We start from the raw sequence: 26,175 nt of genomic DNA on the forward strand, positions 1-26,175 counted from the left end.
TCGTGCATGGTGTGCTGCACCGTTCTAGTCACTCGGCCTTGACGCGCGCCAGTTGGCGCACGCTGCGGGTGCTGACGATTTTATGCTGGGCAGCATAGCTTTCATGGTAGGCTTCGACATGTTCAAGGTCATACAGGTAATTCACCATTGCACCGAATGACTGCTTGAGGCCGCGCGCGGACATATCTGCCTGCGCATGAATTTCATGGACCAATGCGCCATTATGCAGGTGAAAGCGCGCGACAGGGTCGCGGGGGCGGCCATTGCTGTCCTTGGTTTCCAGCAGATAGCGCGCGGCAAGGGCGCGCAAGTTTTGCGCGGCGGCCTTGTCGGCCCCATGATCGGCATCAAGGCAGGACTGCGCCGCAGCCTCGCCTGCCGCGGCCATCTCGTGCAGCCATGGCACAAGCCCCGGAATGGGCGACAGGGTTACGAAATTGCGCAGATGCGGAAATTCCTGCTGCAACAGCGCGACCACCTGCTTGATCAGCGAGTTGCCGAAGCTGATGCCTTTCAAGCCGACCTGACAGTTTGAAATGGAATAGAAAGTCGCCGTATCGGCCTGTGCCGCATCCAGATGGGTGCGATCCGGGGCAAGCAGGCCCTGCACCGAATTGGGTATGCCCTTTGTCAGCGCCACCTCGACGAAGATCAGCGGCTCGTCCGGCATGGCGGGGTGCAGGAAGGCAAAACAGCGCCTGTCCTTTGGGTCTACGCGGGCGCGCAGCGCTTCCCAATCGCCAATCGCATGGACAGCTTCATATTCGATGATCTTTTCCAAAAGCCGCGCGGGGCTTTCCCATGTCACCTGTTTCAGCACCAGAAACCCGCGATTGAACCAGGACTGGAACAGATGCGCGAAATCCAGATCAACCCGCGCCAACTCGCGCATCTCGGGCAGCAGGCGCAACAGGTCGCGGCGCATGCGCACCAATTCACCCGTGGCACCGGGCGCGTGGTTCAACCGGCGCAACAGGCTTTGGCGCTTTGGCTCTGCCGCTTGCAGCAGCCAGCGCAAGGTTGTGGCGTCGCGGTCCTCGCCATATCGCAGCGCGGCCTGTGTGACGGCGTCGGGGGTGATGTCATAATCTTCGGCCAGAAGCGCGAAGAATTCGCGCTTGCCCGCATCATGCAGCCGCGCATAAGAGGCCAGTATCTCGCGCGCAAGGCGCATGGTCGAAACCTCGCCCTCGCCCGCGATCAGTGCCGCGCACATCTCGCGCAGCGGCTTGTCGGACACTGCGCGCAAGGGCACGAAGCGGCGTTCCGTCAACTGGCTGAGAAGATCCCCGAGATAGCCTGTGCGTGTCATCTTACCGGCCCCATGACCAGATCTGGCAACCATGTGGCAATTCCGGGGAAGACACACAAGATCAGGATAGCCAGAACCATACAGCCGACATAAGGCATAGACCCCTTGAGGATGGTTTTCAGCTTGATATCGGGCGCGATGGAACTGATGACATACAGGTTCAGCCCCACAGGCGGCGAGATCAGGCCGATTTCCATATTGATCGTCAGAATGACCGCGAACCAATACGGGTCGAATTCCGCCGCCAGAATGATCGGCAGCAGGATCGGCGCGGCCATCAGGATCACCGCAACCGGCGGCAGAAAGAATCCCGCAATCAGCAAGAAGACATTGACCGCCCCCAACAAGACCCAGCGGTTCACATCCAGATCGGAAATCCACATCGCAATGGATTGTGTAATGAACAGCGACGACAGCATATAGCTGAACACGCCTGCAGCCCCGATGATGAACAGGATCATCACCGATTCCCGCGTTGAATCGCGCAGCACCACCCACAAGGATTTCGGCGACCACATGCGATAGATGACAATCGCCATCAGCAGACACAACAGCGCGCCCACTGCCGCCGTTTCCGAAGGGGTGGCGATGCCGCCATACATGGCATAGAGCACACCCACGATCACCAGCAGGAACGGCACCACGCGCGGCAGGATTTCCAGCTTCTCGCGCAAGGAATAGCTGCGCGCCGACATGACCGACAGGCCGGTGTTGCGCCATGTGGACCAGACCGACCACGCCATGAACAACGACACCAGCAACAGCCCCGGCATGACCCCTGCCAGAAACAGCCGCCCGATAGAAGTTTCGGTCGCAATGCCGTAGACGATCATTGTCACCGAGGGCGGGATCAGAATGCCCAGCGTGCCGCCTGCCGCGATAGAGCCTGCCGCCACCTCTTCCGGGTAGCCGCGCTTGCGCATCTCTGGAATGCCCATCTTGCCGATTGCCGCGCATGTGGCAGGGCTAGACCCTGACATGGCCGAAAACAGCGCACAGGCCCCGAGATTGGACATGACAAGCCCACCGGGCACGCGGGTCAGCCACCGCTCTAGCGCTTCATACAGGTCCGCACCCGCCCGCGTGGACGAGATGGCAGACCCCATGATGATGAACATCGGGATCGACAGCAGGGCAAAGGAATTCAGCTTGCCAAAGAATTTCTCCGGCATCAGCTCTAGTGCCCACATCCCCTCGAACAGGGCAAGAAACACCCCCGAGACGATCAGCAGGCCAGTTGCGACCGAGACGCCGGAAAACAGCACCGCAATGGTGACAAAAGCAACAAGTGCGCCAAGAACAAGCGGGTCCATCAGTCAGCCTCCAGTCCGAAAGCGGTGTCGCGGCCAATCAGCAGCGCAAGAAGGTCTGCCAGCAATTGCAGGATGAAAAGCGCAAAGCCCAGCGGCATGGCCAGATAGGGTATCCATAAGGGTGGCCCCCAGACGCTGGACGACCGCCAACCGCGCTGGAACGCCAGATACCAATGTTCGAACGCATAAAACCCCATGATGCCCAGAACCACGATACCCGAAAGCAGCACCACAACCGCCAGCAGCTTGCGCGGCACAGGGCGCAGCCACAGCGGCAACAGGTCCACATTCACATGCCCGCGCAGTTTCTGGACATAGGGCAGACCCAGCATTGTGGCGGCGATCATCAGATAGATCACGGTTTCTGTTTGCCAGATGGTGGACTGGCGCAGCACGAAGCGCACGAAAATCATCTGGCAGGTGATGAAGACTGAGGCAAGGATCATGGACGCAGCAATCCAGCCGCACAGGATCGAGATACCCCCGATGCCGCGGACAAGGAAATCTGCGCCGCGTCGCCATCCGGCGTCAACGGTCGTCAAGGCCATGTGGCATGACTCCTGATAATCTGTGGGAAGGGAAGACGGGCGCGGCCTTTGCCGCGCCCATGGTTAGTGGCGGATCATTCGACCTCGAACGCCATATCCAGCAGTTCCTGTCCGTTTGGAACCTGATCCACGAAGGACGCATAGGCCGATTCCATCGCCAGAGTGCGCCATGCCTCGAAATCCTCGACGGTCATTTCGGCAATCTGGACGCCATTCTCGCGGTACACATCGACCGAGCGGACATCATCCAGCTTGGCCTGCTCCAGATACCATTCCTCTGCCTTTGCCGCGGCGGCCAGAAGCACCTCTTGCTGTTCCGCGCTCAGCCCGTCGAAGGTTGATTTGTTCATCAGCAAGGGCTGATACATGAACCAAAGGGCAATATCGCCAGCAGGTGTGTAGCAATCAACCTGCTCATACAGGCGGAACGACACGAAAGACGAAGACGAGGTGTTCACCGCATCCAGAACGCCGGTCTGCATGCCGTTATAGATTTCGGAAGATGCCATGGACGAGATGGACGCCCCTGCCGCAGCCAGCATCTGTTCAAAGGCGCGCCCTGCGGCGCGCACGTTGCGGCCCGCCATATGCTCTGGCCGGGTGATGCATTCGCCCTTGGCCGCGAAACCGCCCGCCAGATAGCCATGCACCAGAACCATGACGTCATCTTCCGCCATCAGCTCTTCCAGCCGCTCCATGAAGGGGGAATCGTTCAGGCGCGCGCCGTGATCGTGGTTGCGCACAAGGCCGGGCATCAGCGTCAGGTTAAACTCCGGCCGCTGACCGCCCGCATAGGACAGCGGATAGACCGTCATATCAAGCTGGCCACGGCTGACGGGCTGATACTGTTCTGTCGCAGAAAAAAGCGAGGCAGATGGGAAAATCCTGATCGACAGACCAACATCCGCCGCGTCCAGATCATCCGCAATCATTTGTGCAACCTGATGACGCAGATCCGCCGTAGACCACTGGTGCGACAGGCGAAGCTGTTGCGCCTCTGCGCTCTGCGCCCCGATGAATGATGTCATTGCCAATACAGACGCAGCAGCTAGCGATAAAATTCTCATCTATTCCTCCCTGAAGGTTGGGCGAAGGCATTTCCTGCCCTTGCATTCGTGCATTGCTCCTCAACAATGTAAATACATAAAAAGATATCTTTAATACAAAGTCAATATTTTTGTATACAATAATAGATTTGCGAAATACACAATGGTATACTATGACGATTGTCAGGCAGTTCAGGACAATAAAGCAATGTCATCGCGCAGAGCCGACAGCGTCCGAGAGGCGCTAGAGCAAATGATTGTCACCGGTGATCTGGTGAACGGAGAGCGGCTGGATGAAACGTCGCTGTCCGAACAGTTCGGATGCTCTCGAACCCCGTTACGAGAGGCCTTTCAAAGTCTGGCCGCGTCCGGCCTGCTGGAACTGGTGCCGCATCGCGGTGCCTTTGTTCGCCACCCCGACTTGGGCGAAATGATCGAGATGTTCGAGGTCATGGCCGAATTGGAAGCCTTTTGTGGCAGGTTGGCGGCACGGCGCGTCACGACGCAAGACCTTGCCGATTTATGCAAAACAGTCACCGCCTGTGAAGATGCGGCGGCGCGCAACGATTCTGACAGATATTACGCCGAGAATGAGAAGTTCCATCACCTGCTCTACAAAGCATCGGGGAACGGGTTTCTGGCAGATCAGGCCAAGCAGCTGCACCGCAGGCTGAAGCCGTTTCGCAGGTTGCAACTGCGGGTGCGCGGACGCTTGCAACAATCGCTGTCAGAACACCGGATCATTCTGAACGCGCTTGAACAGGGCAGTGAAGATGACGTTGCCGCAGCCTTAAGAACGCATGTCGCAGTGCAGGGCGGGAAGTTCAACGATCTTATGGCAAGCTATAAAAACTTCCACCTGACAGGGACATGACCCAAGACGCCGCGTAAAAGGGCGGTTGCGGCATCGGATCTGACAGCTAACAGGCTAAATCGGCAACCTTGCGCGCGCCGACAGCGTATCGCCGCGCGCAAGCCTGACGCTTTGGCACTGCCAGCGCGATCTGCGTTAATGGGACATCATCACAGGCAAGCGCGCATCTGTCAGAATGTCACGGGTGACGCCCCCCAGCAAATCTTCGGTGAATTTGCTATGCTCATAGGCCCCCATCGAAAGCATATCAGCCCCCACTTCGGCGCAGACATCAAGCAGCGTATGCGTAATGCGCCGCCGCCCTGCGTCACGATGCAGCCATTGCGCTTCGATCCCGTGTCGCCCCAGATAGGCGATCACGTCATCGCCGGCTTCGGCTTTGGGTTCTGGCTGCTTTGCCACGCTGACAACTGTGACTTTCTGTATGTCAGGCATCAGGTTCAGCATATCGCCCAAGGCGCGCGCAGCTGCGCGTTTGCCATCCCAAGCCAGCACAATATGTTCTGGCACCTGACCGGCAAAATCATCTGGCACAGTGATAACGGGCCTGCCGCTGCGCAGCGCGACAACATCGGGGCGCACTTCGGCATGTTCGCGCCCGACTTCGGCGGCGTGACGTGTCATCACTACCAGATCATAGGCGCGCGCCTGCTGCGGCAAGCTGAAAGTCTCTACCTCATGCAAATCAATGAAGCTGGCCTTGTCTGGCATGCCAGAGGCCGCGACCCGCTTGGTGAACTCTGCGCCGATACGCTGTGCTGCCTCATCCTCGCGCCCGGTCAGCATAGATGCGACGTCTTTGCTTAGAAAAGCGCGGTGTCGGCTTTCCAGTGGCAGCGGCCCGTGCCAGACAACGCCTGTAACATATGCGCTGTGACGCATCTGTAAAGAAAGGGCGAGTTGCAAAGCGCTACAGCTGGCAACATCCCCCGAAAAGGCCACCAGAATACTTTTAAGTGGCATGCAACGCTTCCTCCCTTTGCAATGTCACGGTCACAAAACAGTTACCCGCCAAAACGCTAGCACGTTCACAGACCACTAGGCGAGAGGAGTTCTACCACTTGGCAGCATTTTTTAAACAAAAGTTACCATCAAACATTAACAAAAATTACTCATCTAATTTTTTGTTAATGACAAGGCTTACATTGTGACGCGAAAATTATTGGAGATCAGGCAAAGTCACAATATTTCGTATGGTAACCTGATTCGGGAATATTCTTTCACATCAGGATCTTTGGGAGGAGATAAACACCATGACTATCACTTTAGCACGCCGGACAGTTTTTGGCCTTGCTGCCGCAGCAGCCCTGACCACTGCCATGCCCGCATCTGCGGCAGATTGGCAACCCAACCGCCCCGTCGAGATGGTGATCATGGCAGGGCAAGGCGGGGGTGCAGACCGGCTTGCCCGTCTGTTCCAGTCGATCATCCAGCAAGAAGGCTTGGCGCGCATGCCCTTCATGCCTGTGAACAAAGGCGGCGGTTCAGGGGCAGAAGCCCTGCGCTATGTGAAAGACAATGCTGCCAACCCGCATATCATCATGGCCACGCTGAACAGCTATTTCACCACCCCACTCCAGACAGATATTGGCGTGGATATCGAAGAATTCACCCCGATCGCCCGCATGGCAGTTGATACATTCGCGCTTTGGGTCAATGTCGACAGCGGGATTGAAACGCTCGACCAGTATATCGAGGCTGTCAAAGCCGCAGATGGCGCATGGCGCATGGGCGGGACAGGGTCCGGGCAGGAAGACAGCCTTGTAACCGCATTGCTAGAGCGCGAGTTTGGCATTCGCCACACCTATGTGCCAATGGGCGGCGGCGGCGAGGTGGCGACACAACTTGCCGGTGGGCATATCGATGCAACGGTCAACAACCCGTCCGAAGCCATGAGCTTCTGGCAGGCTGGCCGCGTGCGCCCGATTGCGCTTTTGACAGGCGAGCGCCTTGAAAGCATGCCCGATGTGCAGACATTCGCTGAATTGGGCTATCCGCTGGAATATTACATGCAGCGCAGCTTTGTGGCACCGGCGGGCATTACCGAAGCGCAGCAGGCCTATTACATCGACCTGCTAGAGGCCCTCAGCCAGACCGAAGCATGGCAAAGCTATGCGACAGAGCAAGCGTTGCTGACCGATTTTCTATCGGGCGACGCGCTTCAGGCGTATTTCCTGCAAGAGCGCGATTTGCATCGTGACCTTCTCGCCTCGATTGAGCAACCCTCCTAAGCACCTGCCCCTATCGCAGTAATTGCACGCACCGGATGCTGCCATGTGCCGCATCCGGTGTCGTGTTGCCCCTGAACGGAGACCGCCCACATGCTCAAGACCCTGACAAAACCAGACACCCTGATCGCTGCCGCCCTGATGGCGTTTGCGGCCTATCTGATGTGGCACGCGACCGCGTTGCCGATCGGCTGGGACGGTGCCCGCGGGCCGGGCGGGGGCGCATTCCCCTTTTGGCTATCCGCGATCATGTTTCTTGCTGCGGCAGGCATTTTCATGCGCTCGCTGCTGGCGGGGGTCAGGCCAGAAGACCTGAAGCCATTTTTTGAACCGGGAATGCTGGGGCCTGTGCTGGCGGTCACACTGGCATTGGGCCTGACGATTTTCCTGATGCCCATCATTGGCGCATATCTGGCTATTCCGTTGTTCATGTTTTGGTATTTGCGCTTTTACGGCAGAAATGGCTGGCCGGTCACCTTGTCCTTGACGCTGATCACGCCGGTCGCACTGTTCTTCTTTTTTGAAGTGGCTTTGCTGATCTTGCTGCCAAAGGGAATCACAGAGCCGCTGTTCTTCCCGCTTTACGCCATGTTCTTCTGAAGGCGCGCACATATGGAAATTCTGTCCCTTCTTGGCCAAGGCTTTGCTACATCGCTGATGCCGCTGAATATCGGCATCGTGATTGTCGGGGTAACGCTTGGGCTATTCATCGGCGCCATGCCGGGCCTTGGGTCTGTGAATGGCGTGGCAATCGTGCTGCCCCTGACCTTCATCGTGCCGCCAGCATCCGCAATCATCTTTCTGGCCGCACTTTACTATGGTGCAATGTATGGCGGGGCGATCAGTTCGATCCTGCTTGGCATTCCCGGATCGTCCACGGCGGTCGCCACCACATTTGACGGACGCCCCATGGCACAGCAAGGCAAGGCCGGGCTGGCGCTGATTGCAGCGGCGGGCGCATCCTTTGTCGGTGGAACAATTTCGGTCATCCTGTTCACAATCTTTGCCGCACCCTTGGCAGATTTTGCCCTGAAATTCGGGCCAGCAGAAAATTTTGCGCTGGTGCTTCTGGCCTTTACCACTTTTGTGGGGCTGGGCGGGGATGATGCGTTAAAAACAATCGCCATGATCTGCCTTGGGCTGGTCCTGTCCACGGTCGGGCTGGACCTGATTACCGGCCAGCCACGGCTGGTGTTCTTCGACATGCCGGGGTTTTATGCGGGCATCTCTTTCCTTGTGCTGGCCATTGGCGTTTATGGCATTGGCGAAGTGCTCTGGACGCTGGAGCGGTCGCGCATTGCCCCCACAGTGACCGCCGCCAAAGTGACATATGCCGAACTGCGTTCTGCGATTGTCACCCTTGCACGCACTTGGAAAACAATGACATTCGGTTCGGTCATGGGGTTCTTTGTCGGCATGCTGCCTGCCGCAGGGGCAACGCCTGCCTCTCTGATGGCCTATGGCATTGCCAAAAGCACCTCGAAAAACCCCGAAACCTTCGGCAAGGGCAATATCGAGGGCGTGGTCGCACCTGAAACGGCGAATAACGCAGCCTCGACCGGCTCTTTGTTGCCCATGCTGTCGCTTGGTATTCCCGGCTCTCCGACGACTGCGCTGTTGCTGGGTGGCATGGTCATGTGGGGGCTGATGCCCGGGCCGATGCTGTTTTCCGAACAACCGGATTTTGTCTGGGGGCTGATTTCATCGCTCTATACTGCAAATCTGGCGGCAGTTCTGATCAATCTTGCACTTATCCCGCTTTTCGTCTGGGCGCTGAGAATGCCCTTCTCGGTGCTGTGTACGATGGTCTTGGTGCTGTGCATTGTGGGCGGCTTTGCGCCAGACCAGCGCATGCATGATGTCTGGCTGATCCTGATATTCGGGATTGCGGGCTATCTGCTGCGCAAGGCCGACTATCCCATGGCACCGCTTGTGCTGGCCCTTGTTCTTGGGCCTGTCATGGAACAAAGCTTTCGTCAGGCATTGATCGCCGCGCAAGGGGATGTCACAACGTTCGTCACCCGTCCGCTTTCGGGCATGTTCATTGCTTTGGCCTGCGTCTTTTTCCTGCTGCCACTTGCTGCGAAACTGCGAAAACACCGTCACGCAGTGCAATCTGGCTAACCCTGTTTCCGCGTGACCCTACCTGCAAATCTTGAGAAGGAATTACCATGTCGAATACCCTGCACGCATTGTTGGCGCCACATCCCGCTGATGCGCCCGCCCTTGGTGCACCAGAGCGCCCCTGGCTTACTCATGGTGGATTGCGCGCGCTGACAGAGCAGACATTGGCCGCTTTGCATGGCGCAGGCATTGGCCGGGGCGACCGCGTGGCGATTGTGCTGCCAAACGGGCCAGAGATGGCCTCGGCCTTTGTGACCATCGCGCAGGGTGCCGTGACGGCCCCGCTTAACCCGTCTTACCGCGTGGATGAATTCGACTTCTACCTTCAGGACTTGAAAGCCAAGGCGATTGTCCTGCCCGAAGGCTATGACGGCCCCGCATTAGAGGCCGCAGGCCGCCATGGCCTTGTGATCTTGCGACTGGGGTTCGATCCGGCACAGCCCGCAGGCAGTTTTACACTGGTTGCAGAGGGGCAGGCCACAGGCACGCCGGACACAGCCATGGCAGGGCCGGACGATATTGCCCTGATCCTGCACACATCGGGCACCACCTCTCGGCCCAAGATTGTGCCGCTTTTGCAGCGCAACATTGCAGCCTCGGCCCACCATATCGGCACTTCGCTGGCGCTGACGCCCGCAGATCGGTGCCTGAATGTCATGCCCCTGTTTCACATCCACGGGCTTGTGGCCGCTGTCTCTTCCAGCCTCGCTGCTGGCGCGTCGATCTGGTGCGCACCGGGCTTTGATGCGCTGCGCTTCTTTGGCTGGCTCGATACCGCGCGCCCGACATGGTACACTGCTGTGCCGACCATGCATCAGGCTATTCTGACCCGCGCCGAACGCAACTCCGACATATTGGGCCGCCTTCAGCTTCGCCTGATCCGGTCGTCATCCGCCTCGCTGCCGCCGCAAGTCATGGTGCAGCTGTCCAAGACATTCGCCTGCCCCGTCATCGAAAGCTATGGCATGACCGAAGCCGCGCACCAGATGACCACCAACCCCTTGCCGCCACGCGCGCAAAAACCGGGGTCCGTTGGCGTTGCCGGTGGCCCCGAAGTGCGCATCGCCCATGAGGTGGAAGACACCCTTTTGCCAATGGATGCCACTGGCGAGGTGGTCATCTCTGGCCCCAATGTCACCCCCGGATATGAGGCAAATGAAGACGCCAACCGCAAAAACTTCTTTGAAGCCGATGGAAAGCGCTGGTTCCGCACTGGCGATCAGGGCACCTTCGATCCGGAAGGGTATCTGAACCTGACAGGGCGGCTGAAAGAAATCATCAATCGCGGGGGCGAGAAGATCAGCCCTCTGGAAGTGGATGCAGTGCTGATGGATCATCCTTCGGTGGTTCAGGTGGTCACATTTGCCCTGCCCCACCCCAAGCTGGGCGAAGACGTGGCCGCAGCCGTTGTCTTGCGCGAGGGTGCGACAGGCACAGAGCGCGAAATCCGCGATTTTGCCGCAACGCGGCTTGCAGATTTCAAAGTGCCGCGCAAGGTTGTGATCCTTGAGGAAATTCCCAAAGGTGCGACAGGCAAATTGCAGCGCATTGGCCTTGCCGAAAAACTGGGTCTGGTGACGGAGGCATGAAAGCATGAAAATTTGCATATTCGGCGCCGGTGCCATCGGCGGCTATATGGGTGCGAAACTGGCCAAGGCCGGTGCCGATGTCAGCCTAGTTGCGCGCGGCCCCCATCTGGCCGCGATGCGCGACAAGGGCCTGACCCTGATCGAAGAAGAGGGCAGCTTCACTGTGCCGGTAACCGTGTCGGACGATCCGCGCGAACTGGGCCATCAGGATTATGTCATCATCACGCTCAAGGCCCATTCCGTGCCCCCTGTTGTTGATCAGATGAAGCCACTGATCGGCGCAGGCACAACAATCGTTTCGGGCGTCAATGGTGTGCCGTGGTGGTATTTTCACGGGCTTGAGGGGCCTCTTGCGGACAAGCAACTCAACTCGGTCGATCCAGATGGCGCACAATGGCGCGGCTTTGGGCCGGAACGCGTCTTGGGGTGCGTTGTCTATCCGGCGGCAGAGGTGGCAGAGCCGGGAACGATCCGTCATATCGAAGGCAATCGTTTTTCATTGGGAGAACCGTCAGGCCAGAAATCCGAGCGCGCACAAAAATTGTCGCAAGCCCTGCAAGATGCAGGGCTGCGCGCCCCCGTGCGCCCGAAAATCCGCGACGAGATTTGGGTCAAGCTTTGGGGGAACCTGTCTTTCAACCCCATCTCGGCGCTGACCCATGCAACGCTGGACGTGCTGTGTACCGATACCGGCACCCGCGCTGTTGCGCGTGCCATGATGCTTGAAGCGCAGGAAATCGCCGAAAAACTGGGCGTGAAATTCCCCATCGATGTCGATAAACGCATTGATGGGGGGGCCGCAGTCGGGGCGCATCGCACCTCGATGTTGCAAGACTTGGACGCCGGTCGCCCGATGGAAATAGATGCATTGGTCAGTGCGGTGCAGGAACTGGGGCACTTGACCCAGACGCCAACCCCCACCATCGACACAGTCCTTGCGCTGATCCGGCTGCGCGCCCGCACTGCTGGCCTGTATGCCTGATCTACAGTAGCGTATTGTGTTGAGTTCTGATTCAGTTGCGCCATTGGATTGGAGTGATGCGCATGTCTGTATTGGATTGGGCTGGAAGCTTTGGAAATTAGCGCAGGGCGCTTGATGACCTGTGGGCATTTGTCGGGCCTGCGTTCAAGCGCTCAGAGCAGCAGCTTTCGGCGGGCGCACTCAGTGATGGGTTGCTGTCAGGTGCGGAGTGCAAGACAGGGTGGATGCTGGCCGAAGAAGCCGGGCTGGCCCGACCCTATCGTAGTCCGTCCTTGCTGGGTCGATCACGTTGGCCCGCAGATGGCCTGTGCGAGCAGGTGCGTAACTATGCTGTCGATGCGCTCACCGATCCGGATGGCGTCCTTGTGATTGATGAGACGGGGTTTTCTAATCGAAGCCTTTGGGTCAAGCATTTCTTCTTCGTAACGGCGCCAAAGTGGGCGACGTTTTTGGTTTTCTGGATTCCTGAACGTCTGTGGTTTGTCCGCCTGTCCGGGGTAAAGGTAGTTTTCGCGGTCGGGCATCGGCTTCAAACAGCTTGCCAGTGTACAGCATGGCAAACAACGTCACAGCCAGTTTTCTTGCGACCATCACATTTGCGCGTTTGAACCCAATCTTTTCCCAAGGCGCCATACCCCACTTCTTCAGGGCGCTGTCCGTCTTGGCACGGATCAGCATGTGGGCAGCAGCCTCGTAGAGATATGTGCGGAGTAGCTTGTCCCCGTGGCGCGAAATCCGACCCTACATGTTGATCTCGTCTGACTGATATCGTCGTGGGGTCAAGCCGATCCAGGCCGCTGCCGTGCGGCCGGACGGGAAAGCCTTAGTGTCTCCAATCGCGGCTATGAAGGCAACTGCGCTCAAATGGCCGGCCCCAGCCCCATGATCCTGTGGCGATCCAGTGAGGGCTGAAACGAGAAGTCGAAGCTCTCCAGCGTTTTAACAGGCATCAGGCACGCAGCAAGACACCAATTCTGCGGTTCTCTCTAAGGCTGAGTTCTTCGGCCAGCAGTTCATCAACCGCCTCAATGGCGCTGATCTCACCCTTCTCCAGCCGGCCAAGAACCTGATCAAGGGCTTCCACTCAGGCGGCGGCATCGCGTCCGAGGGTCAGGTGATTTACCATATCCTGAAAGATTACAAAGGCTTTGCCACTGTCGAGGTCGAGGTCGTGGCGGCATCCGCTGCAACCCTTATTGCCATGGCGGGCGACAAGATCATCATGCGCATGGACGCGTGGGAGCTGGTGCATGATCCGCCTGCGCTGGTCTGACTATGACGGCATAAAGATCAGCCTGCGCCAGAACAAAAGCAAGCGGCGCGTGCTGGTTCCCTGCATTCAGGCACTCAAGCGCATGCTGGACGCAATGCAGCGTGTTGGCCCCTACATTCTGACCCGCCCTGATGGCAGGCCATAGAGTGCCGAACGCGACGACAAGGCCATGGGCAAGGCATGGACTGCACACATGAAGGCATGCGGCCTGTATAATGTGGACAAGTCCGAGCGACTGGAATTTCGCGATCTGCGCGGCACGGCGGTAACGTTGCTTTCTGAAGCGGGCTGTCCAGTCCCTCAGATTGTATCGATCACCGGCCACTCCCTGCAATCAGCACACCGTATTCTGGAAAAATATCTCGCCAGAACTGAAGCGCTGTCACAGACAGCGATTCACCACTTCGAGAACGCAACGGCAACAGCTTTTGCAAACCACAAATGCAGCGCGAGCCGCACCAAAGCGGAAAAATGAAAGAAAACAATAATATGTATGGCGCGCCCGAAAGGATTCGAACCTCTGACCCCCAGATTCGTAGTCTGGTGCTCTATCCAGCTGAGCTACGGGCGCGTTGAGGGCGACATACCCCCCTGCCCCGTCCTTTGCAAGGGGACTTTCAAAACGAATTTGCAAATCCGGCGGAAAAATTCAAACCTCGCAGGGAAGCCAGATGCGAAACTCTGTTCCTTCGGCATCTGAGCGGATCAACTCCAGCACGCCACCATGCCCGCGCACCAGTTCTGCTGCAATCGCCAGCCCCAGCCCGACACCGCCTTTGCGCGCGCCGCCCTGAAACGCCTCGAACAGGTGCTCGCGTGCCTTGGGTGGCAGGCCCGGCCCCGAATCGCCCACCCGGATTGCAACGCCGGGCTTTCCGTCCTGTTGCGCGCGCTTTGCCAGTATCTCGATCACGCCGGGTTGTTTGGTGGCCTCAAGGGCCTGACGCGCATTGCGCACCAGATTGCTCAGAACGCGAAACAACTGCTCGCCATCGGCATGGACATGCAGATCGGCAGGCAGATCGGTCAGGAATGTGATCTCGGCACTGTCGGCAACGGCCAGTTTCTCGTTCTCCACAACATCTTCAACCAATGCCCCGAGGGGCAGTCGTGCAAGTTTTGGCGGCGCCTCTTCTGCTTTGCCAAAGGCCAGCGTGGATTCGCACAGGTTGATCGCCCGCGACAACGAGCCGACAAGCTTGGGCGCGGCACGCTGGACGCTGGGGTCTTTGCTCAACTCCATCCGGTCGGCCAGCATGGATGCGGTTGTCAGCATATTGCGCAGGTCATGGCTGATCCGCGCGACCGACCCGCCCAGTTGCACAAGCCGGTTTTTCTGCCGCAACAGCCCTGTCAGGTCGGTCTGCATCTGGTTCAGCGCCTCTTCCGCCTCGCGGATCTCGCGGATGGTGGATCGGGGCACGATAATGCGGTTGGCATCTTGCGGTGCCTCTGCATAAGCCGACATAGACCGGATCACCCGCCGCATCGGTGCCACGACAAAAGCCTGAATGGAAAGATACAGCAACAGCGCCGTGATCCCTGAAATCAGCAAGGTAAGCAGCAAGATACGCTTGCCATATTCCCACAATCCGGCTTGCAGATTTTCCGTATCCAGCGTGATTTCAATCAGCAAACCGGCCTGTCGCACAGGATCGCCGATAACCCGAATGATCCGCCCCTCGTTGCGGCGCATCTCGTCCAGCGCATCGCGCATCAGCGCAAAGGCATTGGCACCGCGCAGGTCATATGTCGCATCGATCTGCCCCGGTATAGGCGAGGATAAGATAAGTTCGCGCACAGCATCGCGGCGCAGCACCACGTTATAGACGCCCGCATTCTCCAGCAACTCGCCCGCCAACTCCCCTGCGATGGACCCGTCAGAGGCAAGAAGCGCAAGCGACGCGATTTGCGCACGCTCCAGCCGTGCCAGAAGGTACTCTTCACGATAGCGTGACACCGAGGGGACAAAAATCAACACTTCGGCCAGCATCACGAAGATGACGACAAGCCAAAGAAATCGCGCTGACAAACTATTCGAGATCATACCCTTACCTAGCGCATGCTGGTCAGGGCAACCACCTCTGAACCATCCCGACAAAGCGCTTCACGTTTATGCTATCAAAGAGTTTGGGTGAAAAATAGGCCCCTGCTGCGCGTTTGCCGATTTCCGCCAAAGTTGGGTAAGGCAAGACTGTGCCCGCAATGGCGCCAAGCTTGAGGCTGTTGGCCATGGCCAGCGCATAGGGGGCGATCACCTCGCCCGCCTGCGCGCCAACAATCGTGACGCCCACAGGCCGCCCACGAACCGCCATCAGCTTGATGAACCCTGTGGTCTGCCCCTCGGCCTGCGCGCGGTCGATCTGGTCATAGCCCACTTTATGCACGCTGAGTGCGCCGCCATAGCGCTTGCGCGCATCCGCTTCACTCAGGCCGATATGGGCCAGTTCGGGGTCGGTAAAGGTGACATGGGGAATATGGTCATGTCGCGCTTTCGCAGGCAAACCCAATACCACAGAACGGATAACCACGCCCGCGTGATAGCCCGCCAGATGGGTGAATTGACCCTGCCCTGCCACATCGCCAATCGCATGGACGCGCCTGTTGGTGCTGCGCAACCTTGCATCGACGGTAATGCCTGCACGGGTGTGGCGAATGCCTGCCTTGTCCAGATCCAGCTTTTCGACATTGGGCGCACGCCCGACAGCCACCAGCAGATGCGTTCCCACAAAGATCGTGCCGCCCTTGACCTGCACTTCAATCGCGCCTGCGCGGCCAGAGACCTGTTCAACCTGCGCCTGCTCGACAATCTCGATCCCCTCGCTGCGCAAATGCTCCAGCACCACAGCGGCCGCCTCTGGGTCATCGCGGCCAAGGGCTGCGGCCCCTTCAATCACCGTGACCCGCGCGCCAAGGCGCTTATGCGCTTGCGCCATTTCCAGCCCGATGGGACCAGCGCCAATGACCAGCAGATGGCCGGGGCAATCTGCCTGCGTGAACAGGGTTTCATTGGTCATATAGGGGACATCCTCCAACCCCTTGATCGGGGGGATAAAGGCACGCGACCCGGTCGCCACCACAAAGCGCCGCGCAGAGATTGTCACATCCCCCACAGTCACAGTGTCGGGGCCAGTGAAACGGGCAAACCCCTGTATGACCTGCACGCCAAGCCCCTCAAAGCGTTCAACCGAATCATGCGGCTCGATCGTGGCGATGGTGGATTTTACATGCGCCATTGCGGCGCGGAAATCTTCCGCGCGCGGTGTGTCGCCGCGCGCCTTGACCGCCTTGGCCTGCGACAACAACGCCTTGGACGGGACGCAGCCGTAATTCAGGCAATCCCCCCCCATTTTGTGCCCTTCAATCAGCACGACACGCGCGCCCATCTGCACCGCCCCCGCCGCAACCGACAACCCGCCAGAGCCGCCGCCGATAACACAAATATCCGTCTTGATCCGGCTCATACGTCACGCTCCTTGCCACGTAGGGATTTCAGGATTGTGGGCAGCAACGACAAAGCCGCCAGCCCCAGCAGCGGCCCCAGAATATGCGGCTCGAAGATAATGCCCAGATCGGGCGTTTCATCGCGGGCAAACACATCGCCCAGTCCAGCGCCAACCCAAGTATAGATAATGCCACCCGGCATGATGCCCAGAAAAGTTGTGGCCGCAAAAACCGAAATGCGCACCCCAATCAAGGCAGGAATCACATTCATCACGAAAAACGGCAGCACCGGCATCAGCCGCAGCGAGAACAGCACCGGAAATTCATTTGCGCGAATCGCCTGCGTCATCCGCTTTACACGCCCGTCGCTGGCATCGATCTTGGCGGCCATCGACCGGCCAAACCCCGCGCGCACCGCAAGAAAGATCAGCACCGCGCCGATTGTCGCGGCAATAATGTTGAACGCAGCCCCCGGAAATACGCCGAACAGGAACCCCCCTGTCAGCGTGGCCGCTGTTGCACCGGGCAGCGAAAAGCTGACAATGGCGATATAGGCCAGCACAAAAGCCGCCGCTGTCAGCAGATAATTGCTGTCCCGAAAGGCGATCAGCGCGGCACGGTTGTCGCGCAATGCGTCAAAGGACAGATATTCGCGCAACACCACAGCGCCAAGGATGGCGACAAGCAGGATAATGATAATTGGCAGGCGCTGGCGCCATTGCGCGATTGGAAGCTGGGGCTGGGTCACGCGATACTGTCCTTTTTTGGCTGTCACATGCCGGATTACGTCAGCACGCCCCAAGTGTTACGCATTTTCTTGCATTATCACGCGGCCTTGATGACATGCGAGGGTATCTGCGGGAATTGTTACAGTTTTCTGCATGATCCAGCACAAGACCCGCCCTTTTCGCAGATTAGAGAATTGACTTACGCCCCTGTGCCGCGTATTCGGCGAGCCTGAATTAGGACTGGGGGCCGAATCCGGCAGGATCTGCGGTTGCCCGAATGTAAGGAACGGAGCGATGAAACGCACCTATCAGCCCAGCAATCTGGTACGCAAGCGCCGCCACGGCTTTCGCGCACGCATGGCAACCAAAGCCGGTCAGAAAATTCTGAACGCACGCCGCCGCATTGGCCGCAAGAAGCTGTCAGCATAAGCATATGGCCTGCGATAGCGGGCCAATGGTGAGCAAGATGAAACCGCCGGTTGCAGATGTGGTAAGGCCAAATGCCGAACCCGCAGATGTGTCGGCGGATTTGTCATGTCTGACGCCCGAAACGCTGAAGAAACGTGCGGATTTCCTGCGCGCGGCCAAGGCAAGGCGCCTGCCCTGCCCGGCCTTCCTGCTACAGGCCCGCCAGCGCGACACGGACGCGCGCGAAGGTTTGCGCGTGGGCTTCACCTGTTCAAAGAAACTTGGGAATGCTGTTGCACGCAACCGCGCCAAACGGCGCTTGCGCGAAGTCGCGCGCCATGTCCTGCCGCGTCACGGGCGCGCGGGGTGGGATTATGTGCTTGTGGGCCGCCCTGACGCGACCGCGCATCACAATTTCGCCGATATGTGCGCAGACCTTGAACGCGCGCTGACCAAGCTGCATGGGGGCGCGACATGACCCCTTTTGCATGGGTTGTCTCTTTGCCGGTGCGGTTTTACCGGATCGTGTTCAGCCCATGGGTGGGGCATGCATGCCGGTTTCAGCCCACCTGTTCGGCCTATGCGATGGACGCGTTGGAACGGCACGGCGCGCTGAAAGGCAGCTGGCTTGCCGCCCGCCGGATCGGACGGTGCCATCCTTGGGGCAGTTCCGGTTACGATCCGGTTCCGGCACCACAGGCGGACCAGAAAACACGCCCCGATTGCGACGAAAGGTGATGCTGCATGCTTGATGAGACATCAGATATCCCGCCGATCCTGCAAGCTGCCCCCGACAGCACCGAATTTCGTAAGCTGCGCAAGCGCATCATCCGCGAAACCCGCGCGGCGATTGACCAATATGGCATGATCCAGCCCGGCGCACGCTGGCTGGTCTGCCTGTCTGGTGGCAAGGACAGCTACACCCTGCTGGCCGCGCTGATCGAACTGAAATGGCGTGGCCTTTTGCCGGTGGAATTGCTGGCCTGCAATCTGGATCAGGGCCAGCCCGGCTTTCCGGCAACGGTGCTGCCAGAGTTTCTGACCCGCATGCAGGTGCCGCACCGGATCGAGTATCGGGACACCTATTCCATTGTCATGGACAAGGTGCCGCAAGGGCGCACCTATTGCGCGCTGTGTTCACGGCTGCGACGCGGAAACCTGTACCGAATCGCCCGCGAAGAAGGGTGTTCGGCTGTGGTGCTGGGCCATCATCGGGATGATCTGCTGGAAACTTTCTTCATGAATTTGTTTCACGGCGGGCGATTGGCCACGATGCCGCCCAAACTGGTAAATGAAGATGGCGATCTGTTTGTCTATCGCCCCCTCGCCTTTGTGCCCGAGGAAGATTGCGACCGTTTTGCCCGCGCCATGAACTACCCCATCATCCCCTGCGATCTGTGCGGCAGTCAGGACGGATTGCAGCGTATGCAGGTCAAGGCGCTGCTGAACGAGTGGGAAAAACGCATGCCGGGCCGGCGCAACATCATGTTTCGTGCCCTGATGAATATTCGCCCCTCGCATATGCCAGATCCGCAGCTTTTTGATTTTCTTTCCCTTGCAACTGCGCTGCGGACTGATACGGACCTTCAAACGCCACCGGTTTTAGACGCGATGTGATGACGCGCCGTCCGAATTCAGGGGAAAATCGCTTGACCTTTGGGCGGGGCTTCTGTTGAACCGGGCGCGACCCCAGATGTGACAGGATACGGCCTTCTCATGGATGAACAGAACCGCAATCTGCTTATGGCTTTCGCCCTAAGCCTCATGGTGCTCGTGGTCTGGATGTGGATGTTCCCACCCCCCGAACCCGCACCGCGCGACACAGCCGATGTGACCGAACTGCCCATCGCGGCAGGCGGAGAGGCGCAATCCATGGCCGAGGCCGAGCAGGTCGAACTCGATGAGGAACTGCCCCGCATCGAAATCGATACGCCCCGCCTGACAGGCTCCATCAACCTGCGTGGTGGCCGGATTGATGATCTGTCGCTGAAGGATTACCGCGAAACAGTCGATCCCGGCGCAAGCATCGTTCAGCTTCTTATGCCAGAGGACCAGAACGAAGCGTTTTATGCGCTATATGGCTGGCGCCCCGGCCGCGACATGGGCTGGGATGACGTGCCCGGTGCCAATACCCCTTGGGAATTGGTCGAAGGCACCAACCTTTCGCCGGGCCTGCCTGTCACACTGGCATGGACAAATGACACCGGCCTGCGCTTTACCCAGCGCTTCGAGATTGACGAGAACTATATGTTCACCGTCACCCAAGGGGTCGAGAATACCAGCGACACAACCGCGCGCATGGCCCCTTATGGCCTGCTCTCGCGGCATGGCGAACCAAGCGACCTTGAAAATTTCTTCATCAGTCATGAAGGGTTTATCGAGGTTGCAGATGGCCGCCTGAATGAAGACAAATACAAGGCCGTGCGCGATTTCCGTGTCAGCGAGCGTGAAAACACCAACGCCCGCGTCACAGAAGTGGCTGAAAACGGCTGGCTTGGCATTTCCGACAAATACTGGATGGCCATGCTGATCCCGCAGCCCGGACAGCCCTTTTCGGCTGTTTCGCGCTATATTCCTGCGCGCGATGTGTACCAGACCCGCGCAGACCTGCCCACACTGACAGTCGGGCCGGGCGAAAGCGATCAAGTCCAGACCATGCTGTTTGCGGGTGCCAAGGAATGGACCGTCATCCGCAATTACGAGCGTGACCTGGGCATCGAGCGCTTTATCGACGCCATCGACTGGGGCTGGTTCTTCTTCCTGACCAAGCCGATTTTCGCCACGCTGTATTTCATCAATGGCATTATCGGCAATATGGGCTGGTCGATCGTCACTCTGACACTGCTGATCAAGGCCATCTTGCTGCCGCTGGCGTGGAAATCCTATGTCAGCATGGCCAAGATGAAAGAACTGCAACCCGACATGCTGGCCATCAAGGACCGTGCGGGCGACGACAAGCAGAAAATGCAGCAGGAAATGATGAAGCTGTATAAGGAGAAGAAGGTCAACCCCGCTGCGGGCTGCCTGCCGATCCTGTTGCAGATTCCGATTTTCTTCTCGCTGTATAAGGTGATCTTCGTCACGCTGGAATTGCGGCACGCGCCATGGTTCGGCGTGTTCAACGACCTCTCGGCGCCTGACCCCACCTCGATCATGAACCTGTTCGGGTTGCTGCCATGGGCTGCACCCCACCCCGACAGCATTCTTGCGATGATCTTTATCGGTATTCTGCCGATCATGCTGGGTGTGTCGATGTGGTTGCAGATGAAGCTGAACCCAACGCCCACCGAACCGATCCAGCAGGCCGTCATGACATGGATGCCTTGGATCTTCATGTTCATGCTGGGTTGGTTTGCCTCGGGTCTGGTGCTGTACTGGATTGCGAACAACGTCATCACCTTTACACAGCAATATTCGATCATGGCGATGAATGGCAGCCGGCCAGACCTGCTTGGCAATATCGGCGTCAAGAAGAAGAAAAAGGGCTAGGCCCGTGGGGTGGCGGCTTGCGCATATCTTCCGCCATCCCATCAAGGCGCATGGGCGCGAAGAGTTGCCTGTGGTCCCCCTGACCGAAGGGCGCTGCCTGCCCTATGACCGGCATTGGGCCGTCGCACACGAAGCGGCGGCCCTGTTGCCCGGCTGGAACGCCTGCATGAACTTCACCCGCGGGGCCAAAACCCCCACCTTGCAGGCGATCCAGTGCCAGTTTGACGAAATGACCGGCCAGATCACCCTGACCCACCCCGACCGGCCCGCGATACAATTTGCCCCCGATGACAGCGCAGGGCAGCATGCCTTTCTTGACTGGCTGCGCCCGCTGATGGTGGGGGGGCGCGCCCAGCCTGAGCGCCTTGTCAGTGCCGGCCGTGGCATGACCGATTCAGATTTCGAGTCGGTGTCGATCCTGAACATGGCCTCGAACCGCGTGCTGGGCGCGCGGCTTGGGCGCGATCTGGGGTTGGACCGCTGGCGCGGCAATCTGTGGCTGGACGGGCTGGTTCCTTGGGAAGAATTCGATCTGCTTGGCCGAAACTTGCAAATCGGCGCGGCAAAACTGAAAATAGTAGAACGCATCACACGGTGCCGCGCGACGATGGTGGATTGCGCAACCGGCAAGATTGACGTCAATACGCTTGACGCCCTCGAACAGGCCTATGACCACACCGATTTCGGTGTATATGCCGTTGTCACCCAATCCGGCGCAATCCGCGCAGGCGACCCGGTGGAGATTTTACCATGACCACGCTGCCGTTTCCCATTGTCGAAGACCCCGACGCCCTTGCACTGGAGGCAGGGCGCAAGCTGCTGACCAGCGAGGTGGAGTTCCTCAAGGGTGTGGTGGCCATGGATGGCCTGCCCCCTGCCGACCGGCTGGAAGTCTGTTTTGCGGGCCGCTCGAACGTGGGCAAATCCAGCCTGATAAATGCGCTGACAGGCCGCCGCGCGATTGCGCGCACCTCGAACACACCGGGGCGCACTCAGGAAATCAACTATTTCACCGCAGGCGACAGCCACTATCTGGTGGACCTTCCGGGCTATGGCTTTGCCAAAGCCCCCCTGCCCGTGGTCGAGAAGTGGCAACGCCTGCTGAAAGCCTATCTGTCAGGCCGCGCCAACCTGCGCCGCGCCTTTCTGCTGGTCGATATGCGCCACGGCGTGAAGGACGTGGACGCCGAAATCATGAAGCTGCTGAACCAATCGGCGGTCACCTTTCAGGTGGTGCTGACCAAGGCCGACAAACTCAGCACCGCCGAGCAGGACAAAACCCTTGCCCAAGTGCGCGCCGCCCTTGCCAAGCATCCGGCCGCATATCCCGAACTTGTCGTGACCTCGTCCGAAAAGGGCGCGGGCATTCCCACCTTGCGCGCGATCATCGCTGGACTGACCTAAATGAAGAAGCAACGCCCCATGACTCAGGACTGGTTTGCCACCGCCCGGACATTGTCCGAGGCGCTTCCTTATCTGCAACGCTACGCTGGCGCGATTGTCGTCATCAAATTCGGCGGTCATGCTATGGGTGACGCCGAAGAAATGGCCAGTTTCGCGCGCGATGTGGTGCTGATGCGTCAGGTTGGCGTAAACCCCGTCATCGTGCATGGCGGCGGGCCGATGATTAACGAAATGCTGGGCAAACTGAACATCCAGTCCGATTTCGTGCGCGGCAAGCGCGTGACCGACGCGGCCACCATGGAAGTGGTCGAGATGGTCTTGTCCGGTGCCGTGAACAAACGCATTGTGCAGGCCATACAGGATGAAGGCGGGCGCGCGGTGGGCCTGTCGGGCAAAGATGGCGGCATGGTCACCTGCGAAGCGGACGACCCCGAACTGGGCCTTGTTGGCCGCCCCGTCGCGGTGAATACCGATCTGCTGCACCATCTGTTCACGGGCGGCTTTATTCCCGTGATTGCACCCTTGGGCATGGGCCGTCAGGGCGAGACATATAATATTAACGGCGACACCGCCGCAGGTGCCATCGCTGGCGCGCTGAAAGCAGACCGCCTGTTGCTGCTGACGGATGTCTCCGGCGTCAAGAATGCCAGCGGCGAAGTCGTCACCCAACTCTCTCCCGCCCATGTGCGCGAGTTGACAGAGGCAGGTGTGATCGCAGGCGGCATGATCCCGAAAACCGAAACCGCGCTTGCGGCCATTGAAGGGGGTGTGCGCGCTGTGGTCATCCTGGATGGCCGCGCGCCCAATGCCTGCCTGCTGGAACTGTTCACGGACCATGGTGCTGGCAGCATCATCCGCAACAGCGCGCCGCAAATCACACCAAAAGGCTAGGCGCATGGCGGGGCTTGACCAGATTTCCAATCTGGCACGGCCCCACGCGCTGGCAGTTCTGGGCGCGTTCCACAAAGGGGCCGCCCCAGTGCCCGAAGGTGTTGAAACGCTGGTTCTGCTCGGCCCGCAAGAGCCGGGCTTCTGGGCCAGCTTCACGCAAAGCCCCGAATACCGCGATACCCTGCCAGACCCTATGGACAGATGGTCCCGCCGCATCCTCGACGCGCTGGCGGGCAGGCTTGGCGCGTGTGCGTTCTACCCCTTCGGCACCACCCCGCCGCACCCGTTCTATACATGGGCCAAGGCCAGCGGGCGCGCCTGGCCCTCGCCTGTGCAGTTTCTGGTGCATGATACGGCAGGGCTGTGGCTGTCCTATCGCGGCGCGCTTGGCTTTGCCCAGCGGCTGGACTTGCCCCCACCCCCCGCCGCGCAAAGCCCCTGCACCACTTGCGCGCAGCCCTGCGTCACCGCCTGCCCGGCCCGCGCCCTGACGCAGACAGGCTATGACACGGCTGCCTGCCATGCCTATCTGGACCAGCCCGCGGGGCAAGCCTGCATGACCGGCGGTTGCGCTGTGCGCGCGGCCTGCCCCCTCTCTCACGCCTATGGCCGCGACCCTGACCAATCTGCATTTCACATGAGGCATTTTCACACATGACCCTGCGCCTGATCCTGACCCGCCATGCAAAATCCGACTGGGACAACCCGTTGGAAACCGACCACCAGCGCCGATTAAACCCGCGCGGCACGCGCGCCGCGCCCCTGATCGGGCGCTGGATGGCAGACAAAGGCTATCTGCCGCAAGACGCGCTGGTATCCGATGCGACCCGCACGCGCGAAACATTCGCGCTGCTCAGCACCCAGTTGCCACAGATGCCTGTGCGGTTTGAACCCGCGCTTTATCACGCCTGCCCCGATGTGATGCTGCGCGCCTTGCGCACGGCCAAGGCGCCGACTGTCCTGATGATCGGCCATAACCCCGGCATTGCCGCGCTGGCCGCCATGCTGCTGCGCCAGCGCGTCACGCATCCCGCGTTCAACCAATACCCGACCTGCGCCACACTGGTTGCAGAATTTGACGCTGAAAACTGGGCCGCCGTGGATTACGACACTGGCACCGCACTGGATTTCGTGGTCCCGAGAGAGTTGGAATAACTCATGCCTGCAACGTGAAATACAGGCGCGCGGCATCCAGAAAGCTTTGCCTGCGCGCCTGTGTCAGGGCTTCGGCAATCTCGTCGCTGCCCCATTGCTCGGCCTGCCAATCCTCATCAATGCGAGAGGCGTCCCACAATGCCTCTGGCGGGGCGAAACGGTCCAGCACGGCCAAACCGATAATCAGCGAACCTGTCATCGACACCAGATCATGAAAAGCGGTCAGTTCGAACACGCTCAGCCGCTCGACATCCGCGCGCAGGCTTGCCAGCAAGGCAGGCGGCTGGGGCGTGTGGACAATGCCTGTGCGTACGACAGGGCGCAGGCCATAGCGGTGCGCTGCCCAGTCCACCAGCGGGTCCCAAGCCTGCGCCTCGCGCGCGACAAGCCCCTCTGGCGCCTCGGCGCGGTAACACACCAGATCGCTGTCACCATAGGCGGTGATCAGCTCTGTCACCTCTGATGTTGCAACCTGCACCTTGTCGATGGCCGAATTTGCCGCGCGGGTGACAGGCATTGTCTCTGGGTCCAGCACTTTGTCCTGCGCCTGAAACTCTGCAGCAATCAACTGCGCCACGGCCGCATTCGGCACCACCAGCGCCGCCTTGCCCGGCGTCTTGACCGCGCGCCCGTCCAGCGTGACGGTGAACCCGCCTTCGGTCGCGCAAACCTCGGCCTGCGCCCAGAACCGCTTTTTCACCCAACCGCTCATGCTGCCCTCTCATCCCAGATATCCGCAAGTTCTGCGGGCAATGCCTCAAAGCGGTCTATCACGCGCGGCCCCAGCCGGCTGGCATGGTGATAGCCCCAACTGACGCCCACGCCGTGCAAGCCCGCCGCCCGCGCCATCTCCATGTCATAGACCGTATCGCCCACCATCACCGCATGTTGCGGCGCGATGCCCGTTTCGCGCAGACAGGCCTGCAACATGGACGGGTGCGGTTTTGACGGGTGGTCATCGGCCACCTGCATCGTGACAAACCGCCCCTCCCATCCATGCGCGGCCATCAGGTGCAGCAGGCCGCGCCGTGATTTGCCGGTCGCAATGCCCAAGTGCAGGGACGGGTCGCGCGCCAACGCCTCCAGCATCGCGGCCGCACCGGGGTATAGCGGCGACAGGGTCTGCGCGCGCATGCCCGAATATGCGTCCTTATAGCCCGCCACCAACTGGTCCCGCTCTGGCGCACTTAGTGCAGGCACCAGCCGCGCCATGGCTTGTGGCAGTGACAGGCCCACAATCTCCAGCACTGCGGCACGGTCCGGCGCTGCCAGCCCCAGCCCGCCAAAGGCCTGCGCCATCGCGGCCAGAATATGCGCCTGACTGTCCACAAGCGTGCCATCCACATCAAACACGACCAGACGCAAGA

Annotated in this window: 32 protein-coding genes and 1 tRNA gene; 19 read left to right on the forward strand and 14 right to left on the reverse strand. The window is 59.5% G+C overall.

Going from position 1 to position 26,175, the window contains the following annotated elements:
* Positions 1-28: 28 nt before the first annotated feature.
* From BG455_RS08325 to dctP, 4 genes are all read right to left on the reverse strand, one after another.
* Positions 29-1,312 carry a malonyl-CoA decarboxylase domain-containing protein gene (locus BG455_RS08325; RefSeq protein WP_071469526.1) on the reverse strand — a complete coding sequence of 428 codons (1,284 nt, stop codon included), beginning with the start codon at positions 1,310-1,312 and terminating at the stop codon, positions 29-31.
* A complete protein-coding gene (locus BG455_RS08330) occupies positions 1,309-2,625 on the reverse strand; it encodes a TRAP transporter large permease (protein ID WP_071469527.1) in 1,317 nt (438 codons plus the stop codon). Before BG455_RS08330 ends, BG455_RS08325 begins: the two co-directional genes overlap by 4 nt.
* A complete protein-coding gene (locus BG455_RS08335; RefSeq protein WP_071469528.1) occupies positions 2,625-3,173 on the reverse strand; it encodes a TRAP transporter small permease subunit in 549 nt (182 codons plus the stop codon). The genes BG455_RS08330 and BG455_RS08335 overlap by 1 nt, the downstream gene beginning before the upstream one ends.
* A 74-nt stretch (positions 3,174-3,247) precedes the next feature.
* On the reverse strand, positions 3,248-4,201 hold the full coding sequence (gene dctP / locus BG455_RS08340; RefSeq protein ID WP_245735501.1) for a TRAP transporter substrate-binding protein DctP: 954 nt from the start codon (positions 4,199-4,201) through the stop codon (positions 3,248-3,250).
* A gap of 226 nt (positions 4,202-4,427) precedes the next feature.
* Between dctP and BG455_RS08345 the strand changes: the two genes are divergently transcribed.
* Positions 4,428-5,093, forward strand: coding sequence for a GntR family transcriptional regulator (locus BG455_RS08345; RefSeq protein ID WP_071469530.1), 666 nt, complete (start codon positions 4,428-4,430; stop codon positions 5,091-5,093).
* Positions 5,094-5,228: 135 nt separating this feature from the next.
* On the opposite strand, the gene BG455_RS08350 is transcribed toward BG455_RS08345, so the two are convergent.
* Entirely contained in the window at positions 5,229-5,975 is a 747-nt protein-coding gene (locus BG455_RS08350) for a universal stress protein (protein WP_111361337.1), read from the reverse strand.
* A gap of 371 nt (positions 5,976-6,346) precedes the next feature.
* Here BG455_RS08350 and BG455_RS08355 point away from each other — a divergent pair, with 371 nt between their 5' ends.
* The 5 genes from BG455_RS08355 to BG455_RS08375 all read left to right on the forward strand — a co-directional run bounded on the left by BG455_RS08355 (position 6,347) and on the right by BG455_RS08375 (position 12,016).
* The gene (locus tag BG455_RS08355) at positions 6,347-7,324 is read left to right on the forward strand and encodes a Bug family tripartite tricarboxylate transporter substrate binding protein (protein ID WP_071469532.1); all 978 of its coding nucleotides are present in this window, start codon (positions 6,347-6,349) and stop codon (positions 7,322-7,324) included.
* Positions 7,325-7,414: 90 nt separating this feature from the next.
* Positions 7,415-7,921, forward strand: coding sequence for a tripartite tricarboxylate transporter TctB family protein (locus BG455_RS08360; RefSeq protein ID WP_071469533.1), 507 nt, complete (start codon positions 7,415-7,417; stop codon positions 7,919-7,921).
* Positions 7,922-7,933: 12 nt separating this feature from the next.
* A complete protein-coding gene (locus BG455_RS08365; RefSeq protein ID WP_071469534.1) occupies positions 7,934-9,445 on the forward strand; it encodes a tripartite tricarboxylate transporter permease in 1,512 nt (503 codons plus the stop codon).
* 47 nt (positions 9,446-9,492) lie between these two features.
* Positions 9,493-11,034 carry an acyl--CoA ligase gene (locus BG455_RS08370; RefSeq protein ID WP_071469535.1) on the forward strand — a complete coding sequence of 514 codons (1,542 nt, stop codon included), beginning with the start codon at positions 9,493-9,495 and terminating at the stop codon, positions 11,032-11,034.
* Positions 11,035-11,038: 4 nt separating this feature from the next.
* Positions 11,039-12,016 (forward strand): 2-dehydropantoate 2-reductase, encoded by a 978-nt coding sequence (locus BG455_RS08375; RefSeq protein WP_071469536.1) that lies wholly within the window; start codon positions 11,039-11,041, stop codon positions 12,014-12,016.
* A 405-nt stretch (positions 12,017-12,421) separates the two neighbouring features.
* On the opposite strand, the gene BG455_RS17095 is transcribed toward BG455_RS08375, so the two are convergent.
* From BG455_RS17095 to BG455_RS17655, 3 genes are all read right to left on the reverse strand, one after another.
* Positions 12,422-12,694: a hypothetical protein gene (locus tag BG455_RS17095; protein WP_143079901.1), complete on the reverse strand. Its 273-nt coding sequence runs from the start codon at positions 12,692-12,694 to the stop codon at positions 12,422-12,424.
* A gap of 63 nt (positions 12,695-12,757) precedes the next feature.
* Positions 12,758-12,880: a transposase gene (locus tag BG455_RS17685; protein WP_084386206.1), complete on the reverse strand. Its 123-nt coding sequence runs from the start codon at positions 12,878-12,880 to the stop codon at positions 12,758-12,760.
* Positions 12,881-12,965: 85 nt separating this feature from the next.
* Complete coding sequence (locus tag BG455_RS17655) at positions 12,966-13,100, reverse strand: hypothetical protein (RefSeq protein ID WP_281243910.1); 135 nt, start codon at positions 13,098-13,100, stop codon at positions 12,966-12,968.
* Between the two features lie 30 nt (positions 13,101-13,130).
* Between BG455_RS17655 and BG455_RS17305 the strand changes: the two genes are divergently transcribed.
* Genes BG455_RS17305 through BG455_RS08385 form a run of 3 tightly spaced genes read left to right on the forward strand, consistent with a single transcriptional unit; the run spans position 13,131 to position 13,764 of the window.
* Positions 13,131-13,289, forward strand: a complete 159-nt coding sequence (locus BG455_RS17305; protein WP_170124774.1) for a Clp protease/crotonase-like domain-containing protein — start codon at positions 13,131-13,133, stop codon at positions 13,287-13,289.
* Complete coding sequence (locus BG455_RS17310; RefSeq protein WP_170124773.1) at positions 13,267-13,434, forward strand: site-specific integrase; 168 nt, start codon at positions 13,267-13,269, stop codon at positions 13,432-13,434. Before BG455_RS17305 ends, BG455_RS17310 begins: the two co-directional genes overlap by 23 nt.
* A gap of 24 nt (positions 13,435-13,458) precedes the next feature.
* Positions 13,459-13,764, forward strand: a complete 306-nt coding sequence (locus tag BG455_RS08385; RefSeq protein ID WP_071469538.1) for a site-specific integrase — start codon at positions 13,459-13,461, stop codon at positions 13,762-13,764.
* Between the two features lie 19 nt (positions 13,765-13,783).
* Here BG455_RS08385 and BG455_RS08390 read toward each other — a convergent pair.
* The 4 genes from BG455_RS08390 to BG455_RS08405 form a co-directional block, all read right to left on the reverse strand.
* A tRNA-Arg gene (locus BG455_RS08390) sits at positions 13,784-13,860 on the reverse strand.
* Between the two features lie 78 nt (positions 13,861-13,938).
* Positions 13,939-15,336 carry a sensor histidine kinase gene (locus tag BG455_RS08395; RefSeq protein ID WP_071469539.1) on the reverse strand — a complete coding sequence of 466 codons (1,398 nt, stop codon included), beginning with the start codon at positions 15,334-15,336 and terminating at the stop codon, positions 13,939-13,941.
* Positions 15,337-15,358: 22 nt separating this feature from the next.
* Positions 15,359-16,753: a dihydrolipoyl dehydrogenase family protein gene (locus tag BG455_RS08400; RefSeq protein ID WP_071469540.1), complete on the reverse strand. Its 1,395-nt coding sequence runs from the start codon at positions 16,751-16,753 to the stop codon at positions 15,359-15,361.
* Positions 16,750-17,481 carry a TVP38/TMEM64 family protein gene (locus BG455_RS08405; protein ID WP_071469587.1) on the reverse strand — a complete coding sequence of 244 codons (732 nt, stop codon included), beginning with the start codon at positions 17,479-17,481 and terminating at the stop codon, positions 16,750-16,752. Before BG455_RS08405 ends, BG455_RS08400 begins: the two co-directional genes overlap by 4 nt.
* 274 nt (positions 17,482-17,755) lie before the next feature.
* Between BG455_RS08405 and rpmH the strand changes: the two genes are divergently transcribed.
* The 10 genes from rpmH (at position 17,756) to BG455_RS08455 (ending at position 24,808) form a co-directional block, all read left to right on the forward strand.
* Positions 17,756-17,890 (forward strand): 50S ribosomal protein L34, encoded by a 135-nt coding sequence (gene rpmH, locus BG455_RS08410; RefSeq protein ID WP_071469541.1) that lies wholly within the window; start codon positions 17,756-17,758, stop codon positions 17,888-17,890.
* Between the two features lie 37 nt (positions 17,891-17,927).
* Positions 17,928-18,347 carry a ribonuclease P protein component gene (gene rnpA / locus BG455_RS08415; protein WP_071469588.1) on the forward strand — a complete coding sequence of 140 codons (420 nt, stop codon included), beginning with the start codon at positions 17,928-17,930 and terminating at the stop codon, positions 18,345-18,347.
* Positions 18,344-18,607, forward strand: a complete 264-nt coding sequence (gene yidD, locus BG455_RS08420; RefSeq protein ID WP_071469542.1) for a membrane protein insertion efficiency factor YidD — start codon at positions 18,344-18,346, stop codon at positions 18,605-18,607. The genes rnpA and yidD overlap by 4 nt, the downstream gene beginning before the upstream one ends.
* A gap of 6 nt (positions 18,608-18,613) precedes the next feature.
* Positions 18,614-19,486, forward strand: coding sequence for a tRNA 2-thiocytidine(32) synthetase TtcA (ttcA, locus tag BG455_RS08425; protein WP_071469543.1), 873 nt, complete (start codon positions 18,614-18,616; stop codon positions 19,484-19,486).
* Positions 19,487-19,585: 99 nt separating this feature from the next.
* Positions 19,586-21,358: a membrane protein insertase YidC gene (gene yidC, locus BG455_RS08430; protein WP_071469544.1), complete on the forward strand. Its 1,773-nt coding sequence runs from the start codon at positions 19,586-19,588 to the stop codon at positions 21,356-21,358.
* Between the two features lie 4 nt (positions 21,359-21,362).
* On the forward strand, positions 21,363-22,112 hold the full coding sequence (locus BG455_RS08435) for an MOSC domain-containing protein (protein WP_071469545.1): 750 nt from the start codon (positions 21,363-21,365) through the stop codon (positions 22,110-22,112).
* Complete coding sequence (gene yihA / locus BG455_RS08440) at positions 22,109-22,762, forward strand: ribosome biogenesis GTP-binding protein YihA/YsxC (protein WP_071469546.1); 654 nt, start codon at positions 22,109-22,111, stop codon at positions 22,760-22,762. The genes BG455_RS08435 and yihA overlap by 4 nt, the downstream gene beginning before the upstream one ends.
* Complete coding sequence (gene argB / locus BG455_RS08445; protein ID WP_084386208.1) at positions 22,763-23,653, forward strand: acetylglutamate kinase; 891 nt, start codon at positions 22,763-22,765, stop codon at positions 23,651-23,653.
* A gap of 4 nt (positions 23,654-23,657) precedes the next feature.
* Positions 23,658-24,311, forward strand: a complete 654-nt coding sequence (locus BG455_RS08450; protein ID WP_071469548.1) for a ferredoxin — start codon at positions 23,658-23,660, stop codon at positions 24,309-24,311.
* Positions 24,308-24,808, forward strand: coding sequence for a SixA phosphatase family protein (locus tag BG455_RS08455; RefSeq protein ID WP_071469549.1), 501 nt, complete (start codon positions 24,308-24,310; stop codon positions 24,806-24,808). The genes BG455_RS08450 and BG455_RS08455 overlap by 4 nt, the downstream gene beginning before the upstream one ends.
* A gap of 1 nt (position 24,809) precedes the next feature.
* Here the strand turns inward: BG455_RS08455 and BG455_RS08460 are convergent, their stop codons facing one another.
* Both BG455_RS08460 and BG455_RS08465 read right to left on the reverse strand, forming a co-directional pair.
* Entirely contained in the window at positions 24,810-25,520 is a 711-nt protein-coding gene (locus tag BG455_RS08460; protein ID WP_071469550.1) for an ATP12 family chaperone protein, read from the reverse strand.
* Positions 25,517-26,173, reverse strand: coding sequence for an HAD-IA family hydrolase (locus BG455_RS08465; RefSeq protein WP_342742041.1), 657 nt, complete (start codon positions 26,171-26,173; stop codon positions 25,517-25,519). Before BG455_RS08465 ends, BG455_RS08460 begins: the two co-directional genes overlap by 4 nt.
* Positions 26,174-26,175 lie beyond the last annotated feature (2 nt).

The sequence above is a fragment of the Roseinatronobacter thiooxidans genome (assembly GCF_001870675.1).
Lineage (GTDB): Bacteria > Pseudomonadota > Alphaproteobacteria > Rhodobacterales > Rhodobacteraceae > Roseinatronobacter > Roseinatronobacter thiooxidans.